This is a genomic window from Pseudothioclava alba (genome assembly GCF_033100795.1).
Lineage (GTDB): Bacteria > Pseudomonadota > Alphaproteobacteria > Rhodobacterales > Rhodobacteraceae > Pseudothioclava.
Genome location: NZ_JAWLVI010000003.1, coordinates 171395 through 186342, shown reverse-complemented (window position 1 = coordinate 186342; position 14948 = coordinate 171395). Strand labels below are relative to the sequence as shown.

Below are 14948 nucleotides of genomic sequence, written 5' to 3'. Positions count from 1 at the left end.
ATCACGCCAGACTATTCCTCTTTCCGGGCTGGAGTCCTAAAGGCGCACAGAATATTGCGCAAGAAATTTCGATTGATTGTGTGAATATTTTGCGCAAACATTCGAAAATTAGAACGTATACGCGGAATAAACTACAGATATGGGGGGGAGCAGGCGGAAACGACGACCGCCTCACGGTCCGAGAGGTTGCGGAAGCGGTGCGGCTGGGTCGAGTTGAACAGATAGCTATCGCCCGCTTTCAGGATTGCGGTCTGTTCACCGACTGTTACTTCAATCTCGCCTGCAATCACCACGCCGCCTTCGCTGGCGACGTGTTCCAGCATGGTTTCGCCGGTGTCGGCGCCGGGTTCGTAGCGTTCAGACAGGATTTGGAGGTTGTGGCTGCGGGCATCGCCGACCTGTTGGAGTGTGATCCGGCCTTGGGCGCCAAATGTGCTGTAAAGTCTTGAAGTTAAATCTTTTAACTCGTTTGGTGTGAAGAAAACAGAAGTGCTGGAGCCTGAGTCCGGCTCGAAGAATTCGGACATTGTGACGTTCAGCCCGCCAAGGATTTTCCGCAAGGAGGCGACCGATGGGCTGGAGCGGTTTGTCTCGATCATCGAGATCTGGCCGTGCGGAACGCCTGACAGTTCGGCCAGGCGGCGTTGCGACAATCCTGCTGTGATCCGCATGTCCTTCAATCGGCTGCCGACGTCAAAATCCTGCATGGGGTCTCCTTTTCTAACGATAGAATAGGGAGCCGCATGGGTTTTCGCAATCTGCCGGAATCATTTGCTCAAAATATTGCGCAATGCTAGATGTGATTCGAAGCATTGCAGGAGCGCAACATGACAACCAACGCCGAACTGATCGCCCGCAAGTCCGCTGCTGTCGCCCGTGGGGTGGGGACGCGCGGCATCTATGCGACCCGTGCCGAGAACGCCGAACTGTGGGATGCCGACGGGCGCCGCTTTATCGACTTTGCGGCAGGGATCGCGGTGAATAACACCGGCCATCGCCATCCGAAGCTGATGGCGGCAATTGCCGAGCAGGCGCAGGCCTTCACGCATACCTGTTTCCACGTCGCGCCCTATGAAAGCTATGTTGCGCTGGCCGAGCGCCTGAATGCGGCGACGCCGGGGGATTTTGAAAAGAAGACCATGCTGGTCACGACCGGCGCCGAGGCTGTCGAAAACGCGATCAAGATGGCGCGCGCCTATACCGGCCGTTCGGGGATCGTCGCTTTTTCGGGCGCATTCCACGGTCGCACCCTTTTGGGGATGGCGCTGACCGGCAAGGTTGCGCCCTATAAAAAGGGCTTTGGCGCGATGCCGCCCGAAATCGCCCATGCGCCCTTCCCGAACCCGCTGCATGGCGTGTCCGAAGAGGAGGCTCTGCGTCATCTTGAACGCATCTTCGCCTCGTCCGTCGACCCCGAGCGTGTCGCCGCGATGATCATCGAGCCGGTGCAGGGCGAGGGTGGCTTCACCATTGCGCCCAAGGGCTTCTTGCTGAAACTGCGTGAGATTTGCGACCAATACGGCATCGTGATGATCCTCGACGAAGTGCAGGCGGGTATGGCGCGCACGGGGCGGATGTTCGGCTGCGAGCACGCGGGCGTGGTGCCGGATCTTATCACAATGGCAAAGGGGCTGGCCGGTGGTTTCCCGCTTTCGGCGGTGACGGGGCGCGCGGATATTGTTGATGCGCCCAATCCGGGCGGTGTTGGTGGCACCTATGCGGGCAACCCGCTGGCCGTAGCTGCGGCCCACGCTGTTCTGGACGTAATCGAGGACGAAAACCTTTGCGTCCGCGCCGACGAGATTGGCGAGAAAATCCGCGCCCGGTTGACGACGATAGCGGCCCGTCAGGGCATGGAATGCATCGGTGAGGTGCGTGGCCTTGGGGCGATGAATGCGTTCGAGCTGGTCACGGATCGCGCAACGAACGCGCCCGATGCGCCCCTGACCGCAGCGATTGTGGCCGAAGCCGAGGCGCGGGGGCTGATCCTTCTGTCCTGCGGCACGCGCTATAACGTCATCCGGCTTTTGCCGCCGCTGACCATCCCGATGGAGCAGCTCGACGAAGCCCTCAACATCATCGAAGCCTCGATCGAGGCGGCGGTGCAGGCGGCTGCCTGAGGTAGCCTCTTCCCCTGACTGCGCGCGCCAGATACGGGCGCGCGCCTTTTTATTCCATGAGGCCGATATGACCCAGAGCCATCTCAACCTTATTGCCGGCGAATGGTGCCGGGGCGCGGATGTGACGCGCAACCTTAATCCGTCTGACCTGACCGATGTGGTCGGGCTTTATGCGGCAGGCGAAGCGGCAGATGTCGCCCGTGCGGCGGCGGCGGCGGCAGAGGCGCAGCGGGCGTGGTTTGAGGGTGGGTCTCAGCCGCGCGCAGACCTGCTGGACCGGATCGCAACCATGATCGAGGCGCGCGCGACCGAAATCGGCACGATGCTGGCGCGCGAAGAGGGCAAAATCCTGCCCGAGGCGATTGCCGAAACCAAACGCGCCGCGCAGATCTTCCGCTTCTTCGCGGGCGAGGCGCTGCGGATCCCCGGTCAGGCTGTGGCCTCGGTCCGCCCGAGTGTCGATGTCGAGGTGATGCGCGAACCCGTGGGGGTGGTCGGGCTGATTACACCGTGGAACTTCCCGATCGCGATCCCCGCGTGGAAGATCGCGCCTGCGCTGGCCTATGGCAATGCGGTGGTGCTTAAGCCCGCCGATCTGACGCCTGGCACGGCGCATCTTCTGGCGCAGATCATCCACGAGGCAGGCTGCCCTGCAGGGGTGTTCAACCTTGTGATGGGGGCGGGCAGCACCGTCGGGCAGGCGATTGTCGACGATCCGTTGATCGGTGCGGTTTCGTTCACGGGGTCTGTGCCGACGGGGCGGCGGATTGCGCGCTCTGCCGCCGAGCATATGAAAAAGGTCCAGCTTGAGATGGGTGGCAAGAACCCGATGGTGGTGTTGGATGACGCCGATCTTCCGACGGCTGTCGCGGCCTGTCTGAACGGGGCGTTCTTCTCGACCGGCCAGCGCTGCACGGCCTCGTCGCGGCTGATCGTGCAGGCGGGTATCCATGATGCGTTTGTGGCCGAGTTGGCGCGACAGGCGGGTGCATTGCGCGTGGGCGCCGCCTTGGACAGCGAAACGCAAATCGGCCCGGTGGCGTCGGCGGCACAGCTTGACGGCAATCTTTCCTACGTCGCGCTGGCGGCGGAAGAGGGGTGCGATGTGCAGGGCGGCGAGCGTCTGAACGGCCCGACCGAGGGCTATTTCCAGCGCCCCGCGCTGTTCGTGGGGGCGACCAACACGATGCGTGTCGCGCGCGAAGAAATCTTCGGGCCTTGCGCGGCTGTCATCAAGGTTGCCGATTTCGACGAGGCTTTGGCTGTTGCGAATGACACCGAGTTCGGCCTTTCCGCCGGGATTTGCACCGCGTCCCTGAAACATGCGCGCGAGTTCAAACGCCGCGCGCAGGCGGGTATGGTGATGGTCAACCTGCCGACTGCGGGCGTGGACTACCATGTGCCCTTCGGCGGGCGCAAAGGCTCGAGCTATGGTCCGCGCGAACAGGGCAGCTACGCCGCCGAGTTCTACACAACCGTCAAGACGGCCTACAGCTTCGCTGGCTGACCGCCACGCCAGTGCATGAATACCAGCGCCGCCCTGTATGGGCGGCGTTGCTGCTTTTTGAACGATGCGGTTTATTTTCTGGCTATTTGGTATGGGTCCGTATAATACGACTCCGTATTAATCGCGGGTGAGTCGATGAAATCCCTTGGTCTGACGCTGCATGAGGCGGCGAGCGTTATGAAGCGTGAGTTCGAACGCGAGCTGCGGCCCGACGGGCTGACGCTGATGCAATGGCGGGTTCTTGGCCTGCTGGCCGACAAGGCGCCTCTGACGCAGGTGTCGACCTGCTCCGAGTTGAACGCGAGCGCGATGACGATCAGCGATCTGGCCGAGCGGCTTGAGGCGGCGGGGATGATTACCCGCGCGCCGGACCCGCATGACAGCCGCGCCAAGGTCATGGCGCTGACACCTGCGGGCGAGGCGCAGGTTGCTTCTGTGCGCGCGGTTGCCAAAGGTGTTTATGACCGCGCTTTGGTGGGGATCCCGGCAGAAGAGGCCGAGGTCACGCTGCGCACGCTGACCCGCATAATTGAAAATCTCGATACCGCGAAATCCGCGACGAAAGGAACGGGCCGATGAGCCTTGCCGAAAACCGCAAATCCGACGATGCCAAGGTGACGAACCTGCAAGAGGTCGCCCCGACGGATGGGCGCAAATCCAAGCTGCGCAAGCGCGTGCTGATGCTGTCTTTGCCGCTGGTTCTGGCGGTCGCGGGAGGGGCAAGCTGGCTTTTGGGTGGGCGTTATGTCGAGACCGAAAACGCCTATGTGCAGCAGCCGATTGTGACCATTTCGCCCGATGTTTCGGGGCGTATTGTCGAGGTTATGGTCGCTGAAAACCAGCGCGTCGAGGCGGGAATGCCACTGTTTCGCATTGAGGCCGAGCCTTACCGTATTGCGCTCGAAGAGGCCGATGCGCAGCTTGCCGCAACCCGTTTGGGGGTGGCCCAGCTTCGCGCCGGCTATGCGGCGGCATCGGCGCAACTGGAGGCGGCAAAGAATATCTATGACGTGCAAAAACGCGAGCTGGAGCGTCAGACAGCGCTGGCCGAACGCGGGGTCGCCTCGTCGACGGTGGTCGATCAGGTGACGCTGGCGGCACGGTCCGCGGAAAACGCGGTGGCGCTTGCACAAGAGCAACTGAACGTGGCCGCCGCGGCATTGGGCGGCGATCCGAAGGCGGAAACGGATGCAATCCCTTCGGTCCGCGTGGCGAAATCCAAGCGCGATGCGGCTGCGCGCAATCTGGCCAAGGCCGAGGTTGTCGCGCCGGTGGCGGGGGTCGTTGCGCAGATCGACGGCATGAATGTGGGCGAGTTCGTCTCTCCTGCGGCGGCGGTCCTGAGCATGGTGCAGGCCGATCGCACATGGATCGAGGCGAATTTCAAGGAAACCCAGTTGGATACGCTCGAGATCGGGCAGCCGGTAGAGGTGACGCTGGACGCTTATCCGGGGCTGACGCTGCATGGCGCGGTCGAGAGCTTCGGCTCTGCCACCGGCTCTGAATTCTCGATCATCCCGGCGCAGAACGCGACGGGCAACTGGGTGAAGGTGGTGCAGCGCCTCGCCGTGCGTGTCGCCTTGACGGGCGAAAGCGAGCGCGCGCTGCGTGGCGGGATGAGCGCGCATGTTTCGGTCGATACTGGTGCTTCGCATCTGGACGCCTTCCGATGAGCCACGGGGCCGCGCTGTCGAAACCGGCGCTTGAGGTCGCGGCGCCGGGCTGGTTGACCGCGTCGATCATGCTGGCGACGGTGATGCAGGTGCTTGATACCACCATCGCCAATGTCGCCCTGCCGCATATGGCCGCAAGCCTTGGCGCGACGCAGGAAGAGATCACCTGGGTTCTGACCTCGTATATCGTAGCCTCGGCGGTTGCGACGCCGCTGACCGGCTGGGCGGCGGATCGCTTCGGGCGGCGGATGGTGTTTATCGGCGCGATTATCAGCTTTGTTCTGACCTCGGTCGCCTGCGGGCTGGCGACGGGGCTGGAGGAAATGGTCGCCTTTCGCATCCTGCAAGGGGTCGCGGGGGCGGTGCTGATCCCGCTGTCGCAAACCGTTCTGCTTGACATCAACCCGCGCGAGAAAATGGGGCAGGCGATGGCGATCTACGGCGCGGGGATCATGATCGGCCCGATCATCGGCCCCACGCTTGGCGGCTGGCTGACCGAGTCCTTCAACTGGCGCTATGTGTTTTTCATCAACCTGCCGCTTGGGGTAATCGCGCTTTTGGGGGTGATGGCTTTCTTGCCGAAAGCGGCAACGAAAAAGCGCGTCTTCGATATTTTCGGCTTTGCGATGCTGGCGCTTGGCGTCGGGGCGATGCAGATGCTTCTGGATCGCGGGCAGGCGGTGGACTGGTTCAGCTCGCTGGAGATTTGGACCTATTTCGGGCTGTCGATCAGCGGGTTCTGGATTTTCGTGATCCATTCGCTGACCGCGCGCGACCCGTTCATTGATCCGCGCATGTTCCGCGACCGGAACTTTGTCATGGGGCTGGTGTTCATCTTTATCATCGGCCTGACGCTGTTCTCGGGGCTGGCGCTGCTACCGCCGCTTTTGCAAAAGCTGATGGGTTATCCGGTGATTGAAACCGGCTTTGTGATGGCGCCGCGCGGTGTGGGTATGATGATGGCGATGATGGTGGTGGGGCGGATGATGTCGCGCCACGATCCGCGCGCGCTGGTTGGCGTGGGGCTTTTGCTGACGGCGGGGTCGCTGTGGATGATGGCGGGCTTCGATATTGTGATGGACAGCACGCCGATTATCGTGTCGGGGCTGATTCAGGGCTTTGGGCTTGGGTTTGTGTTCGTGCCGCTGTCGACGCTGACCTTCGCGACCGTCGCGCCGCAATACCGTGCGGATGCCACGAGCATGTTCAGCCTTGTGCGCAACATCGGCTCGGGCGTGGGGATTTCGATCGTGACGACGGTTCTGACGCGGATGACCAGCGTGAACCACGCAGAACTGGCCGCATCTCTGACCGCTACCGCGCCGCAGTTGCGCCTGCAAATGCCGCAGGTTCAAAGCGGAGCGCCGCTCCTGACGGAGATACTTGATAAGCTGGTGACGCAGCAGGCGGCGATGATCGGCTATATCGACAATTTCCTGCTGATGCTGGTGTTTACGCTTGCGGTATTTCCTATTCTGCCGCTGCTGCGCAAGCCGCCAAAGCATGGTGGGGCTGAAGCCGGTCACGCTGCGATCAGCGAATAACCCGAAGACAATCGCCGGATAAAGGCGTGGTGCGCGATTTTGTCGCGTACCTTTGCTGTTGTGTTTTTTGTCGAGGCTTTGTGGATGCGTAAAGGGTTGATAATTATCAAGTCATAGCCAATTATGTATTTTAAATAAATGATTAAATGCATGTATTTAAAGGTAATATTCTGAATAATGAATTTCTTACTTGCGCTATGGACTTAACAAATATCAAGGCGAGTCGGCCTGTGCAAAAGGAAGAACGGGGCAATCTTCGACTTCAAGGAGCACAACATGAAGACCGAATTCACCCCGACCCGCGCCGCATTGCTTGGCGGAGCCGCCCTTGCGCTGGCGCTTACTGCTATGCCGTCGGGCGCGCAGGATCATACCGAGGGCGCCGCGCAATCCTATTCGCCTTCGTTGACGACGCTGGCCGAGATCAACGTTGAAATTCCGGGCCGCAAGCCGGATGATCCGGTCATCACCGACGAAGAGTTCCAGCGCGCCGCGAACATCTATTTCGAACGTTGCGCGGGCTGCCACGGGGTTCTGCGCAAGGGCGCGACCGGTAAGCCGCTGACCCCCGATGTCACGCGCGACCTTGGCTATGACTATGTTCACAGCTTCATCACCTACGGCTCGCCCGCCGGTATGCCGAACTGGGGCAGCTCGGGGCAGTTGAGCGAAGAGGACGTGGACCTGATGGCGCGCTATGTGCTGATGGAGCCGCCCGCACCGCCGGAATTCGGTATGCCCGAGATGAAGAATAGCTGGAAGGTTATCGTCGCCCCCGAGGACCGCCCGACGAGCAAGCAAAACGATTGGGACATCGAAAACCTGATGTCGGTGACGCTGCGCGACTCCGGCGAGATCGCGCTGATCGACGGCGCGAGCTATGAGATCAAGACGATCATCAAGACGGGCTACGCAGTCCATATCAGCCGGATTTCGGCCTCTGGGCGGTATTTGTTCGTGATCGGCCGCGACGCGAAGGTCGTGATGATCGACCTGTGGATGGAAACCCCGGCCCCTGTTGCCGAGATCAAGATCGGCTCCGAGGCGCGCTCGATCGAGACCTCGAAATTTGAAGGCTGGGAAGACAAGCTGGCAATCGCAGGCGCCTACTGGCCGCCGCAATACGTCATCATGGACGGCGCGACGCTGGAGCCGCTGAAGATCGTCTCGACCCGTGGCAATGTCTATGACGAGCAGACCTACCACCCCGAGCCGCGTGTCGCCTCGATCCTTGCGTCGCACTACAAGCCCGAGTTCATCGTCAACGTGAAGGAAACCGGCAAGATCCTTCTGGTTGACTATACCGACCTGAAGAACCTCAAAACGACCGAGATCGAGGCCGAGCGCTTCTTGCATGACGGCGGCCTTGACAGCACGCACCGCTATTTCATGGTGGCAGCCAACGCGCGCAACAAGATTGCCGTGGTCGACACCAAGGAAGGCAAGCTGACGGCGCTCGTCGATACCGAAGGGCAGACCCCGCATCCGGGGCGCGGTGCGAACTTCATCCATCCGGTTTTCGGGCCGGTCTGGTCGACCTCGCACCTTGGCGATGACTCGGTCGCGCTCATCGGGACCGACCCCGAGCATCACCCCGATCAGGCGTGGAAGCTGGTCGACAGCTTCTACGCGCTTGGCGGCGGCTCGCTGTTCATCAAGACGCATCCGAACTCGGATCACCTTTATGTCGATGCGACGCTAAACCCCGATGAAGAGACCTCGGCGGGTGTTGCCGTGTTCAAGATCAGCGAGATGACCGCCGATGCCGACCCGGAATTCACCACCCTGCCGATCGGCGAATGGGCGGGAATTGCCGACGGCCAGCCGCGCGTCGTGCAGCCCGAGTTCAACAAGGACGGCACCGAGGTCTGGTTCTCGGTCTGGAACGCGAAGGACAAGGAAAGCGCGATCGTCGTGGTGGATGACAAGACGCTGGAGCTGAAGAAGGTGATCAAGGACCCGCGCCTGATCACGCCGACCGGCAAGTTCAACGTCTTCAACACTGGCAAGGACATCTACTGATCCGAACCCCACGGCGCCGTTCTCCCAAATGGCGCCGTGTTCGGTGGCGGGTTCCGCGTCCTGAACCCGCCACCACCCTTATTCGCGGAGATATGAAATGTCTGAGTTCGACCTTGAGACCCCTGTCGGCGATATAGTCGAGCGGCTGCCCGCTGCGGTCGGCCTGTTCAATCGCCACGGCATCAGCTTTTGTTGCGGGGGCGGGCATCCGCTCTCGGTTGCGGCGGCCAACAGCGGGCTGGACCCCGCGTGGCTGCTCGCGGCGATCCGCGAGATCGAGCAGGCAAGCGGCGCGCGGGTTTTACCCGATACGACGCCCGAGCTGATCGAGCATATCCTGTGGCGCTATCACGAAGTCCACCGCTCCGATCTGGAGTGGCTTTTGCAGATGGCGCAGAAGGTTGAGGCGGTTCACGGCAACCACGACGAGGCGCCTTTGGGTCTTACAGACGCGCTGACCGCCTTGGCCGAAGAACTGGACAGCCACATGCAAAAGGAGGAGCAGGTGCTCTTTCCGATGATGCGCGAAGGTGGGCATCCGCAGATCGGCAGCCCGATTGCGGTCATGCTGCGCGATCACGATGCGGCGCTTGACCTTCTGGCCGAGGTCCGCCGCGTTACGCGCGACTTCACCCTTCCCGTGGGGGCGTGCCGGTCGTGGACTGCGCTTTATACGGGGCTGACGAAGTTTGCCGATGACCTTGCCGAGCATATCGCCGTTGAAAATCTGGTGCTGTTTCCGCGGTTTTCGCCGGCCTGATCGCCGCCGGTTTAATGCAGAATGAAGCCCGCTTCCGACCGGAGGCGGGCTTTGGGTTGATATTTATCAATGGATGTCGCGGGGGTGGACTGGCCCTGTGTCGTGCGGCTCAGAGGGGGCTTCCGGGGTGGGGTGAACGAGGTCGGGTGCATGTTGCCTCATCGCCGCCCGACCTCGATCTCTGTTCCGCACGACCACAGGAAGCCGTGAAACAGTTATAGTCTTTGAGGCTTGCTGTTTTGCCCGAATCCGGTGGCGACAAGCCGCAAAGAACGCTCTCCCATCAGGTCCGGTGCCGAGATGCATTGATACGCCGCTGCGCGAGGGCTCCCGTTTGTGGCGTTGCATCGGTTGGCGTTTGGGGGACCAACAGTTCACCCCGAACCTTCTGATAGGCACTGTAAACAGCATCTCGCGATGAGTCGACTTGATAAATATCAAGTTGATAGGTGTGCTGGGGATATTTTTTATCACGCGCGAAAAAATTCTTGCAAATCTGCGCGCAAATGCCGTCTGGCGATGGCATTAGGTCAATTGATTTTTTTCTGTTATACGGGCAAATAATATCAAATCGAGGCCGCCATGCGTATCGACGAACTCCCCTCCATCCGGCACTTGCCGCTGTTCTGCAATATGGCGACCGAGAATTTCGAAGCGCTGATGCGCGGCGCCTATTCCCAAAGCTTCCCGGCGGGGATGCAACTGGTCGAGCAGGGTGCGCCCGCCGATTTTCTGTTCATCGTAGTCGAAGGCGCGGTCGAGATGTATGCGGGCTGGGGCAAGCGTGAAAGCACAATGGGGGTGATCCGCCCCGTTGGCTGCTTCATTCTGGCGGCCTGTATCAAGGATGCGCCCTATCTGATGTCCGCGCGCACCTTGCAGCCCTCGAAAATCGTGATGCTGCCGGCGCCCGATTTGCGCGCGGTGTTCAGGCGCGATACGGAGTTCGCGGTCTCGGTCATCAACGAACTGGCGGGCGCGTTCCGCACCGTGATCCGCCACGCAAAGGGGCTCAAGCTGCGCGATGCGCGCCAGAGGATCGCGGCCTATCTGCTGGAACAGTCGCGCTATGCCGACAACGCGAACAGCTTTGTGTTGCAGGTCGAAAAGCGGCTGATCGCGTCCTATCTTGGGATGACGCCCGAAAACCTGTCGCGCGGGCTTCGACAGTTAGAGACCGAAGGGGTGCGCGTGAAGGGCATGGAAGTGACCGTGACCGATCGGGACCGTCTGACCGAATTCGCAGCGCCGAATGTGCTCTTGGACGGGCCGGACCCGGAAGGGTCGGACGGCATTTGCCTGCCGCCGCCCACCGCGATCCACCCGGTCTGATCTCAAAGCCCCAGAAGCACCGTGTCGCCCTCAAGGCGGACGGGGAAGGTTGCGGTTTGCCCCTCGTCCGCGCCTTGCGCCCGGCCTGTCTCAAGCGAGATCACCCAGTTGTGCAGCGGGCAGGTGACGCAGCCGTCATGGACGATCCCCTGACTTAGCGGGCCATTGCGGTGGGGGCAGCGGTCCTCAAGCGCAAAAAGACGATCATCGGCCGTGCGGAAAATCGCGATGGTCATCTCGCCGTGTTTCACGCAGCGGGCGCCTTGGCGCGGAATGTCGTGGATCGACCCGACGGGGATCCAGTTTGTCGAGCGGATATTCATTCTGCGGCCTCCAGTTTGCCAAGTGTGGTGAGCGGGGCGAATTCATGGGCGAAGCGGCCTGCGACGCGCTCGGCCCAGGGGTCGATCTGGGCGAAGGACTGCGAATAGACGAAGCGCTCGTAATAGGCGCGGCGTTGCCCGGCATCGTCCATAATGACCGATTTGATGTGGTCATAGCCCACGCGATCCGCCCATTTGTAAATCCGTTCAAGGTAATAGCCCTGCTCGCGATACATCTGGGTCAGGGCGCCGATCACCTCGATCACCTCGTCCTCGGTCTTGACCGATCCAAGCTCGGTCGTGCCCTGAATGTGCAGCCCCGCCGCGCCGCCATAGACGATCTGATAGCCGCTATCGACGCAGATCACGCCGATGTCCTTGCAGGTGGCTTCGGCGCAGTTGCGCGGGCATCCGGTAACGGCCAACTTCAGCTTGGCGGGCGACCATGCACCCCAAAGAAACTGTTCCAGCCGCACGCCAAGGCCGGTGGAATCCTGCGTGCCAAAGCGACACCACTCTTTGCCGACGCAGGTTTTGACCGTGCGCAGCCCCTTGGCATAGGCCGCCCCCGAAATCATGCCCGCGTCATTCAGCTCTGACCAGACGGCGGGCAGGTCTTCTTTGCGCACACCCAGAAGGTCGATCCTCTGGCCACCCGTCACTTTGATCGTGGGGATGTCGTATTTCTCGGCCACATCCGCGATGGCGCGCAGCTCCGAGACCGAGGTCAGCCCGCCCCACATGCGCGGCACCACCGAATAGGTGCCGTCTTTCTGGATATTCGCGTGGACGCGCTCGTTGATAAAGCGCGACTGCTGGTCGTCCTCGTATTCGCCGGGCCAGTCCGCGATCAGATAGTAGTTCAGCGCGGGGCGGCATTTGGCGCAGCCCTCGGGGGTGGCCCATTCCAGCTCTTGCATGACGGCGGGGATGGATTTCAGCGCTTTGGCCTTGATCAGGCGGCGAATATCGCCGTGGCCAAGGGGGGTGCAGCCGCAGATGCCCTCTTGTGCGGGCTTGGCGAAGGCAGCGCCCAGTGTCGCCGCCATCAGATTTTCGACCAGCCCCGAGCACGACCCGCACGAGGCCGAGGCCTTGGTATGGGCGCGCACCTCGGTCAAGGAACTTAGCCCCTTGTCGGTGATTGCCTGCACGATCTGCCCCTTGCAGATACCGTTGCAGCCGCAAATCTCGGCGTCGTCGGGAAGGGCTGCGGCGGCCGCGACCGGATCGAAGGTTCCGCCGCCCTGATGCGCCTGCCCGAAGATCAACGTCTCGCGCATGGCTGAAATATCGGTGCCTGCGCGCAGCATTTCGTTATACCAGCCGCCGTCCGTCACATCGCCATAAAGAACCGCTCCGACAATCCGGTCGCCTTGCAAGATCACACGCTTGTAGGTGCCACGGCGGGCGTCGCGCAGGATAATGTCTTCGCGGCCCTCGCCCTCGCCGAAATCGCCGACAGAATACAGGTTTACGCCCGTCACCTTGAGCTTTGTCGGCGTTTCCTGATGCGCGAAACCACGGGTCTGTGCGTCCGCAAGCGTGTGTGCAGCGATCTTCGCCATGTCATACAGGGGGGCAACAAGGCCATAGACCATCCCGCCCACCTCGACGCATTCGCCGACCGACAGGATGTCGGGGTCCGAGCTGCGCATATGCGCGTCGGTGATGATGCCGCGGTTGACCTCTAGCCCCGCCTGTTTCGCCAGCTCGGTATTCGGGCGGATGCCGACCGCCATCACCACCAACGATGCATCGAGAACCGTGCCATCCTCAAGGGCGACACCTTCAACCCGATCACTGCCCAGAATGGCCTTGGTATTCGCCTTGCAGCGCACCTTGATGCCACGGCCCGTCAGCTCTTTCTCAAGCAGATAACCCGCCGCCGGATCGAGCTGGCGCTCCATCAGGTTGGGCATGAGGTGCAGGACAGTCACCTCCATCCCGCGCGACTTCAGCCCCGCCGCCGCTTCAAGCCCCAACAGCCCGCCGCCGATCACCACCGCGCGCCCGCCTTTTTCGGCGGCTGCAATCATGGCGTCAGTGTCGTCAAGGTCGCGATAGGCCAGAACCCCCGGCAGATCATGCCCCGGAACAGGGATGATGAACGGGGCAGAACCCGTTGCGATCACCAGCTTGTCGTAGGTCGCGACCGTGCCCTTGTCCGACACCACTTGCCGCGCGGCACGATCGATCGAAACGACCTTTTCCCCGCGATGAAGCGTGATCCCGTGATCGGCATACCACTGCGCATTATGGATGATGATGTCGTCATAGGTCTTCTCGCCCGAAAGAACCGGCGAGAGCATGATCCGGTCATAGTTCTCACGCGGTTCCGCGTTGAAGATGGTGACGGCGAAGCGGTCGGTCAGCTCGAACAGATGTTCAAGCATCCGGCCCGGAGCCATCCCGTTTCCGACGATTACCAGGTTTTGTTTGGGCTGAGTCATTGGTGTCATCCTGCGTTCGGCGTTGCGTTGCTTGGAACACGGGGGGGGGGACGAGTGACGATGCGCCTGGCCCCGCGTGTCCACGACACCCCGAAGGGGTCGAGAAACCGCAGCGCCGTTGCTGCAAGCCCGTCATGGGCAAAACCCGTCGCCTCATTGCGACCGGCCGGGAGGGTTTTCCCGTGACTTTACTGTTAGGTGTTGGTCGCCGTTTGACCAAGCGGGTATTACGCAAGGCGCGGGGGCGCCACCGGAAAAAGTTTGCGCCGCTTTTGGGATGGGCGCTGCACAATGGGGTTGCCCAATTTTCAGGCTGGCTGCGAACGGTTTGCACGCGGATAGTTTCGGTCCGGATATGCAAAACGCCCCGCGTGGGCGGGGCGTTCGGCGGACGCGGCGGGCGATCACAGGCTGGCTGTCAGCGCTTTTGCCATCGGCGCATCGCCCGCATGCGCCTTGGGCCATGATACGATCAGCGTGGCGCAGCCGGTGATCCGGTGCGCGGCAAGATCGTCAGGCAGGCATGCGAGTGACGTCTCGATGATCCGTTCGCCCGCTTTCGAAACCTCGACCGCCACGGTGACTGGTGCGTCACCCGGCATCCCTTGCGCGGTCAGCCCGTCGCGGATCCGCGCGCCCTGAGCCACGGCCATATAGAAGGCCAGCGTCGTGCCGGGCTGTGCGTGGCGGGTGCAATCGGGCAGGGGGGCGCCCGCGCGCGCCTGACCTGTCGTCAGGATCAGCGTGTCGGTCTCGCCCCGTTCGGTCAAAGAGCGCCCCGCGCTTGCGGCTGCCGCGCAGGCGGCGGTGATGCCGGGCACAACCTCAACCGGAATGCCGTGTGCGCTGGCCGCGGCAATTTCCTCGCCCGCGCGCCCGAAAATACCCGGATCCCCGGATTTCAGCCGCACGACGCGGCGCCCGCGCAGGGCGTGCGCGACGATCAGCGCGTTGATCCGCTCTTGCGGCCAGGCGCAGGCGCCGACGGCTTTGCCGACATAGACGCGCTCGGCGCCGGGGCGGGTGAAATCGAGCACGCCCTCGTCGACAAGACGGTCGAAGAAAACGATATCCGCCTCGGCCAGTCGTGCAACCGCCCGCAAGGTCAAAAGGTCGCGCGCGCCGGGGCCGGCACCGATCAGGCAGATGGAGGCGGGTTTCGAGCCCGGGATTTCCGCAGGGGTCGTAAGGGACGGATCGTGTCGCATCGTGGC

The 14948-nt window shown here is 62.0% G+C and carries 12 protein-coding genes; 8 read left to right on the top strand and 4 right to left on the bottom strand.

The window, feature by feature from the left end:
* Positions 1-131: 131 nt before the first annotated feature.
* Entirely contained in the window at positions 132-707 is a 576-nt protein-coding gene (locus RYZ20_RS08930; RefSeq protein WP_317672592.1) for a cupin domain-containing protein, read from the bottom strand.
* A 120-nt stretch (positions 708-827) separates the two neighbouring features.
* Here RYZ20_RS08930 and gabT point away from each other — a divergent pair, with 120 nt between their 5' ends.
* From gabT to RYZ20_RS08890, 8 genes are all read left to right on the top strand, one after another.
* Positions 828-2120: a 4-aminobutyrate--2-oxoglutarate transaminase gene (gene gabT / locus RYZ20_RS08925; RefSeq protein WP_317672590.1), complete on the top strand. Its 1293-nt coding sequence runs from the start codon at positions 828-830 to the stop codon at positions 2118-2120.
* Between the two features lie 67 nt (positions 2121-2187).
* Positions 2188-3627, top strand: coding sequence for an aldehyde dehydrogenase family protein (locus tag RYZ20_RS08920; RefSeq protein WP_317672588.1), 1440 nt, complete (start codon positions 2188-2190; stop codon positions 3625-3627).
* Positions 3628-3762: 135 nt separating this feature from the next.
* A complete protein-coding gene (locus RYZ20_RS08915) occupies positions 3763-4206 on the top strand; it encodes a MarR family winged helix-turn-helix transcriptional regulator (protein ID WP_317672586.1) in 444 nt (147 codons plus the stop codon).
* Positions 4203-5300 (top strand): HlyD family secretion protein, encoded by a 1098-nt coding sequence (locus RYZ20_RS08910; RefSeq protein ID WP_317672584.1) that lies wholly within the window; start codon positions 4203-4205, stop codon positions 5298-5300. Before RYZ20_RS08915 ends, RYZ20_RS08910 begins: the two co-directional genes overlap by 4 nt.
* Positions 5297-6844 (top strand): DHA2 family efflux MFS transporter permease subunit, encoded by a 1548-nt coding sequence (locus tag RYZ20_RS08905; RefSeq protein ID WP_317672582.1) that lies wholly within the window; start codon positions 5297-5299, stop codon positions 6842-6844. Before RYZ20_RS08910 ends, RYZ20_RS08905 begins: the two co-directional genes overlap by 4 nt.
* Positions 6845-7120: 276 nt before the next feature.
* Positions 7121-8866, top strand: a complete 1746-nt coding sequence (locus RYZ20_RS08900) for a cytochrome D1 domain-containing protein (RefSeq protein ID WP_317672580.1) — start codon at positions 7121-7123, stop codon at positions 8864-8866.
* A 97-nt stretch (positions 8867-8963) separates the two neighbouring features.
* Positions 8964-9626: an iron-sulfur cluster repair di-iron protein gene (ric, locus tag RYZ20_RS08895; protein ID WP_317672578.1), complete on the top strand. Its 663-nt coding sequence runs from the start codon at positions 8964-8966 to the stop codon at positions 9624-9626.
* Between the two features lie 582 nt (positions 9627-10208).
* On the top strand, positions 10209-10958 hold the full coding sequence (locus RYZ20_RS08890; RefSeq protein ID WP_317672576.1) for a cyclic nucleotide-binding domain-containing protein: 750 nt from the start codon (positions 10209-10211) through the stop codon (positions 10956-10958).
* Positions 10959-10960: 2 nt separating this feature from the next.
* On the opposite strand, the gene nirD is transcribed toward RYZ20_RS08890, so the two are convergent.
* The 3 genes from nirD to cobA form a co-directional block, all read right to left on the bottom strand.
* Positions 10961-11281 carry a nitrite reductase small subunit NirD gene (gene nirD / locus RYZ20_RS08885; protein WP_317672574.1) on the bottom strand — a complete coding sequence of 107 codons (321 nt, stop codon included), beginning with the start codon at positions 11279-11281 and terminating at the stop codon, positions 10961-10963.
* Positions 11278-13734, bottom strand: coding sequence for a nitrite reductase large subunit NirB (gene nirB / locus RYZ20_RS08880; protein WP_317672572.1), 2457 nt, complete (start codon positions 13732-13734; stop codon positions 11278-11280). The genes nirD and nirB overlap by 4 nt, the downstream gene beginning before the upstream one ends.
* A gap of 404 nt (positions 13735-14138) precedes the next feature.
* Positions 14139-14942, bottom strand: coding sequence for a uroporphyrinogen-III C-methyltransferase (gene cobA, locus RYZ20_RS08875; protein ID WP_317672570.1), 804 nt, complete (start codon positions 14940-14942; stop codon positions 14139-14141).
* Positions 14943-14948: the final 6 nt, after the last annotated feature.

What these genes read in the sequence shown, in the direction of transcription:
- RYZ20_RS08930 (WP_317672592.1), bottom strand. Translation starts at nt 707, where the DNA reads ATGCAGGATTTTGACGTCGGCAGCCGATTGAAGGACATGCGGATCACA.
- gabT (WP_317672590.1), top strand. Translation starts at nt 828, where the DNA reads ATGACAACCAACGCCGAACTGATCGCCCGCAAGTCCGCTGCTGTCGCC.
- RYZ20_RS08920 (WP_317672588.1), top strand. Translation starts at nt 2,188, where the DNA reads ATGACCCAGAGCCATCTCAACCTTATTGCCGGCGAATGGTGCCGGGGC.
- RYZ20_RS08915 (WP_317672586.1), top strand. Translation starts at nt 3,763, where the DNA reads ATGAAATCCCTTGGTCTGACGCTGCATGAGGCGGCGAGCGTTATGAAG.
- RYZ20_RS08910 (WP_317672584.1), top strand. Translation starts at nt 4,203, where the DNA reads ATGAGCCTTGCCGAAAACCGCAAATCCGACGATGCCAAGGTGACGAAC.
- RYZ20_RS08905 (WP_317672582.1), top strand. Translation starts at nt 5,297, where the DNA reads ATGAGCCACGGGGCCGCGCTGTCGAAACCGGCGCTTGAGGTCGCGGCG.
- RYZ20_RS08900 (WP_317672580.1), top strand. Translation starts at nt 7,121, where the DNA reads ATGAAGACCGAATTCACCCCGACCCGCGCCGCATTGCTTGGCGGAGCC.
- ric (WP_317672578.1), top strand. Translation starts at nt 8,964, where the DNA reads ATGTCTGAGTTCGACCTTGAGACCCCTGTCGGCGATATAGTCGAGCGG.
- RYZ20_RS08890 (WP_317672576.1), top strand. Translation starts at nt 10,209, where the DNA reads ATGCGTATCGACGAACTCCCCTCCATCCGGCACTTGCCGCTGTTCTGC.
- nirD (WP_317672574.1), bottom strand. Translation starts at nt 11,281, where the DNA reads ATGAATATCCGCTCGACAAACTGGATCCCCGTCGGGTCGATCCACGAC.
- nirB (WP_317672572.1), bottom strand. Translation starts at nt 13,734, where the DNA reads ATGACTCAGCCCAAACAAAACCTGGTAATCGTCGGAAACGGGATGGCT.
- cobA (WP_317672570.1), bottom strand. Translation starts at nt 14,942, where the DNA reads ATGCGACACGATCCGTCCCTTACGACCCCTGCGGAAATCCCGGGCTCG.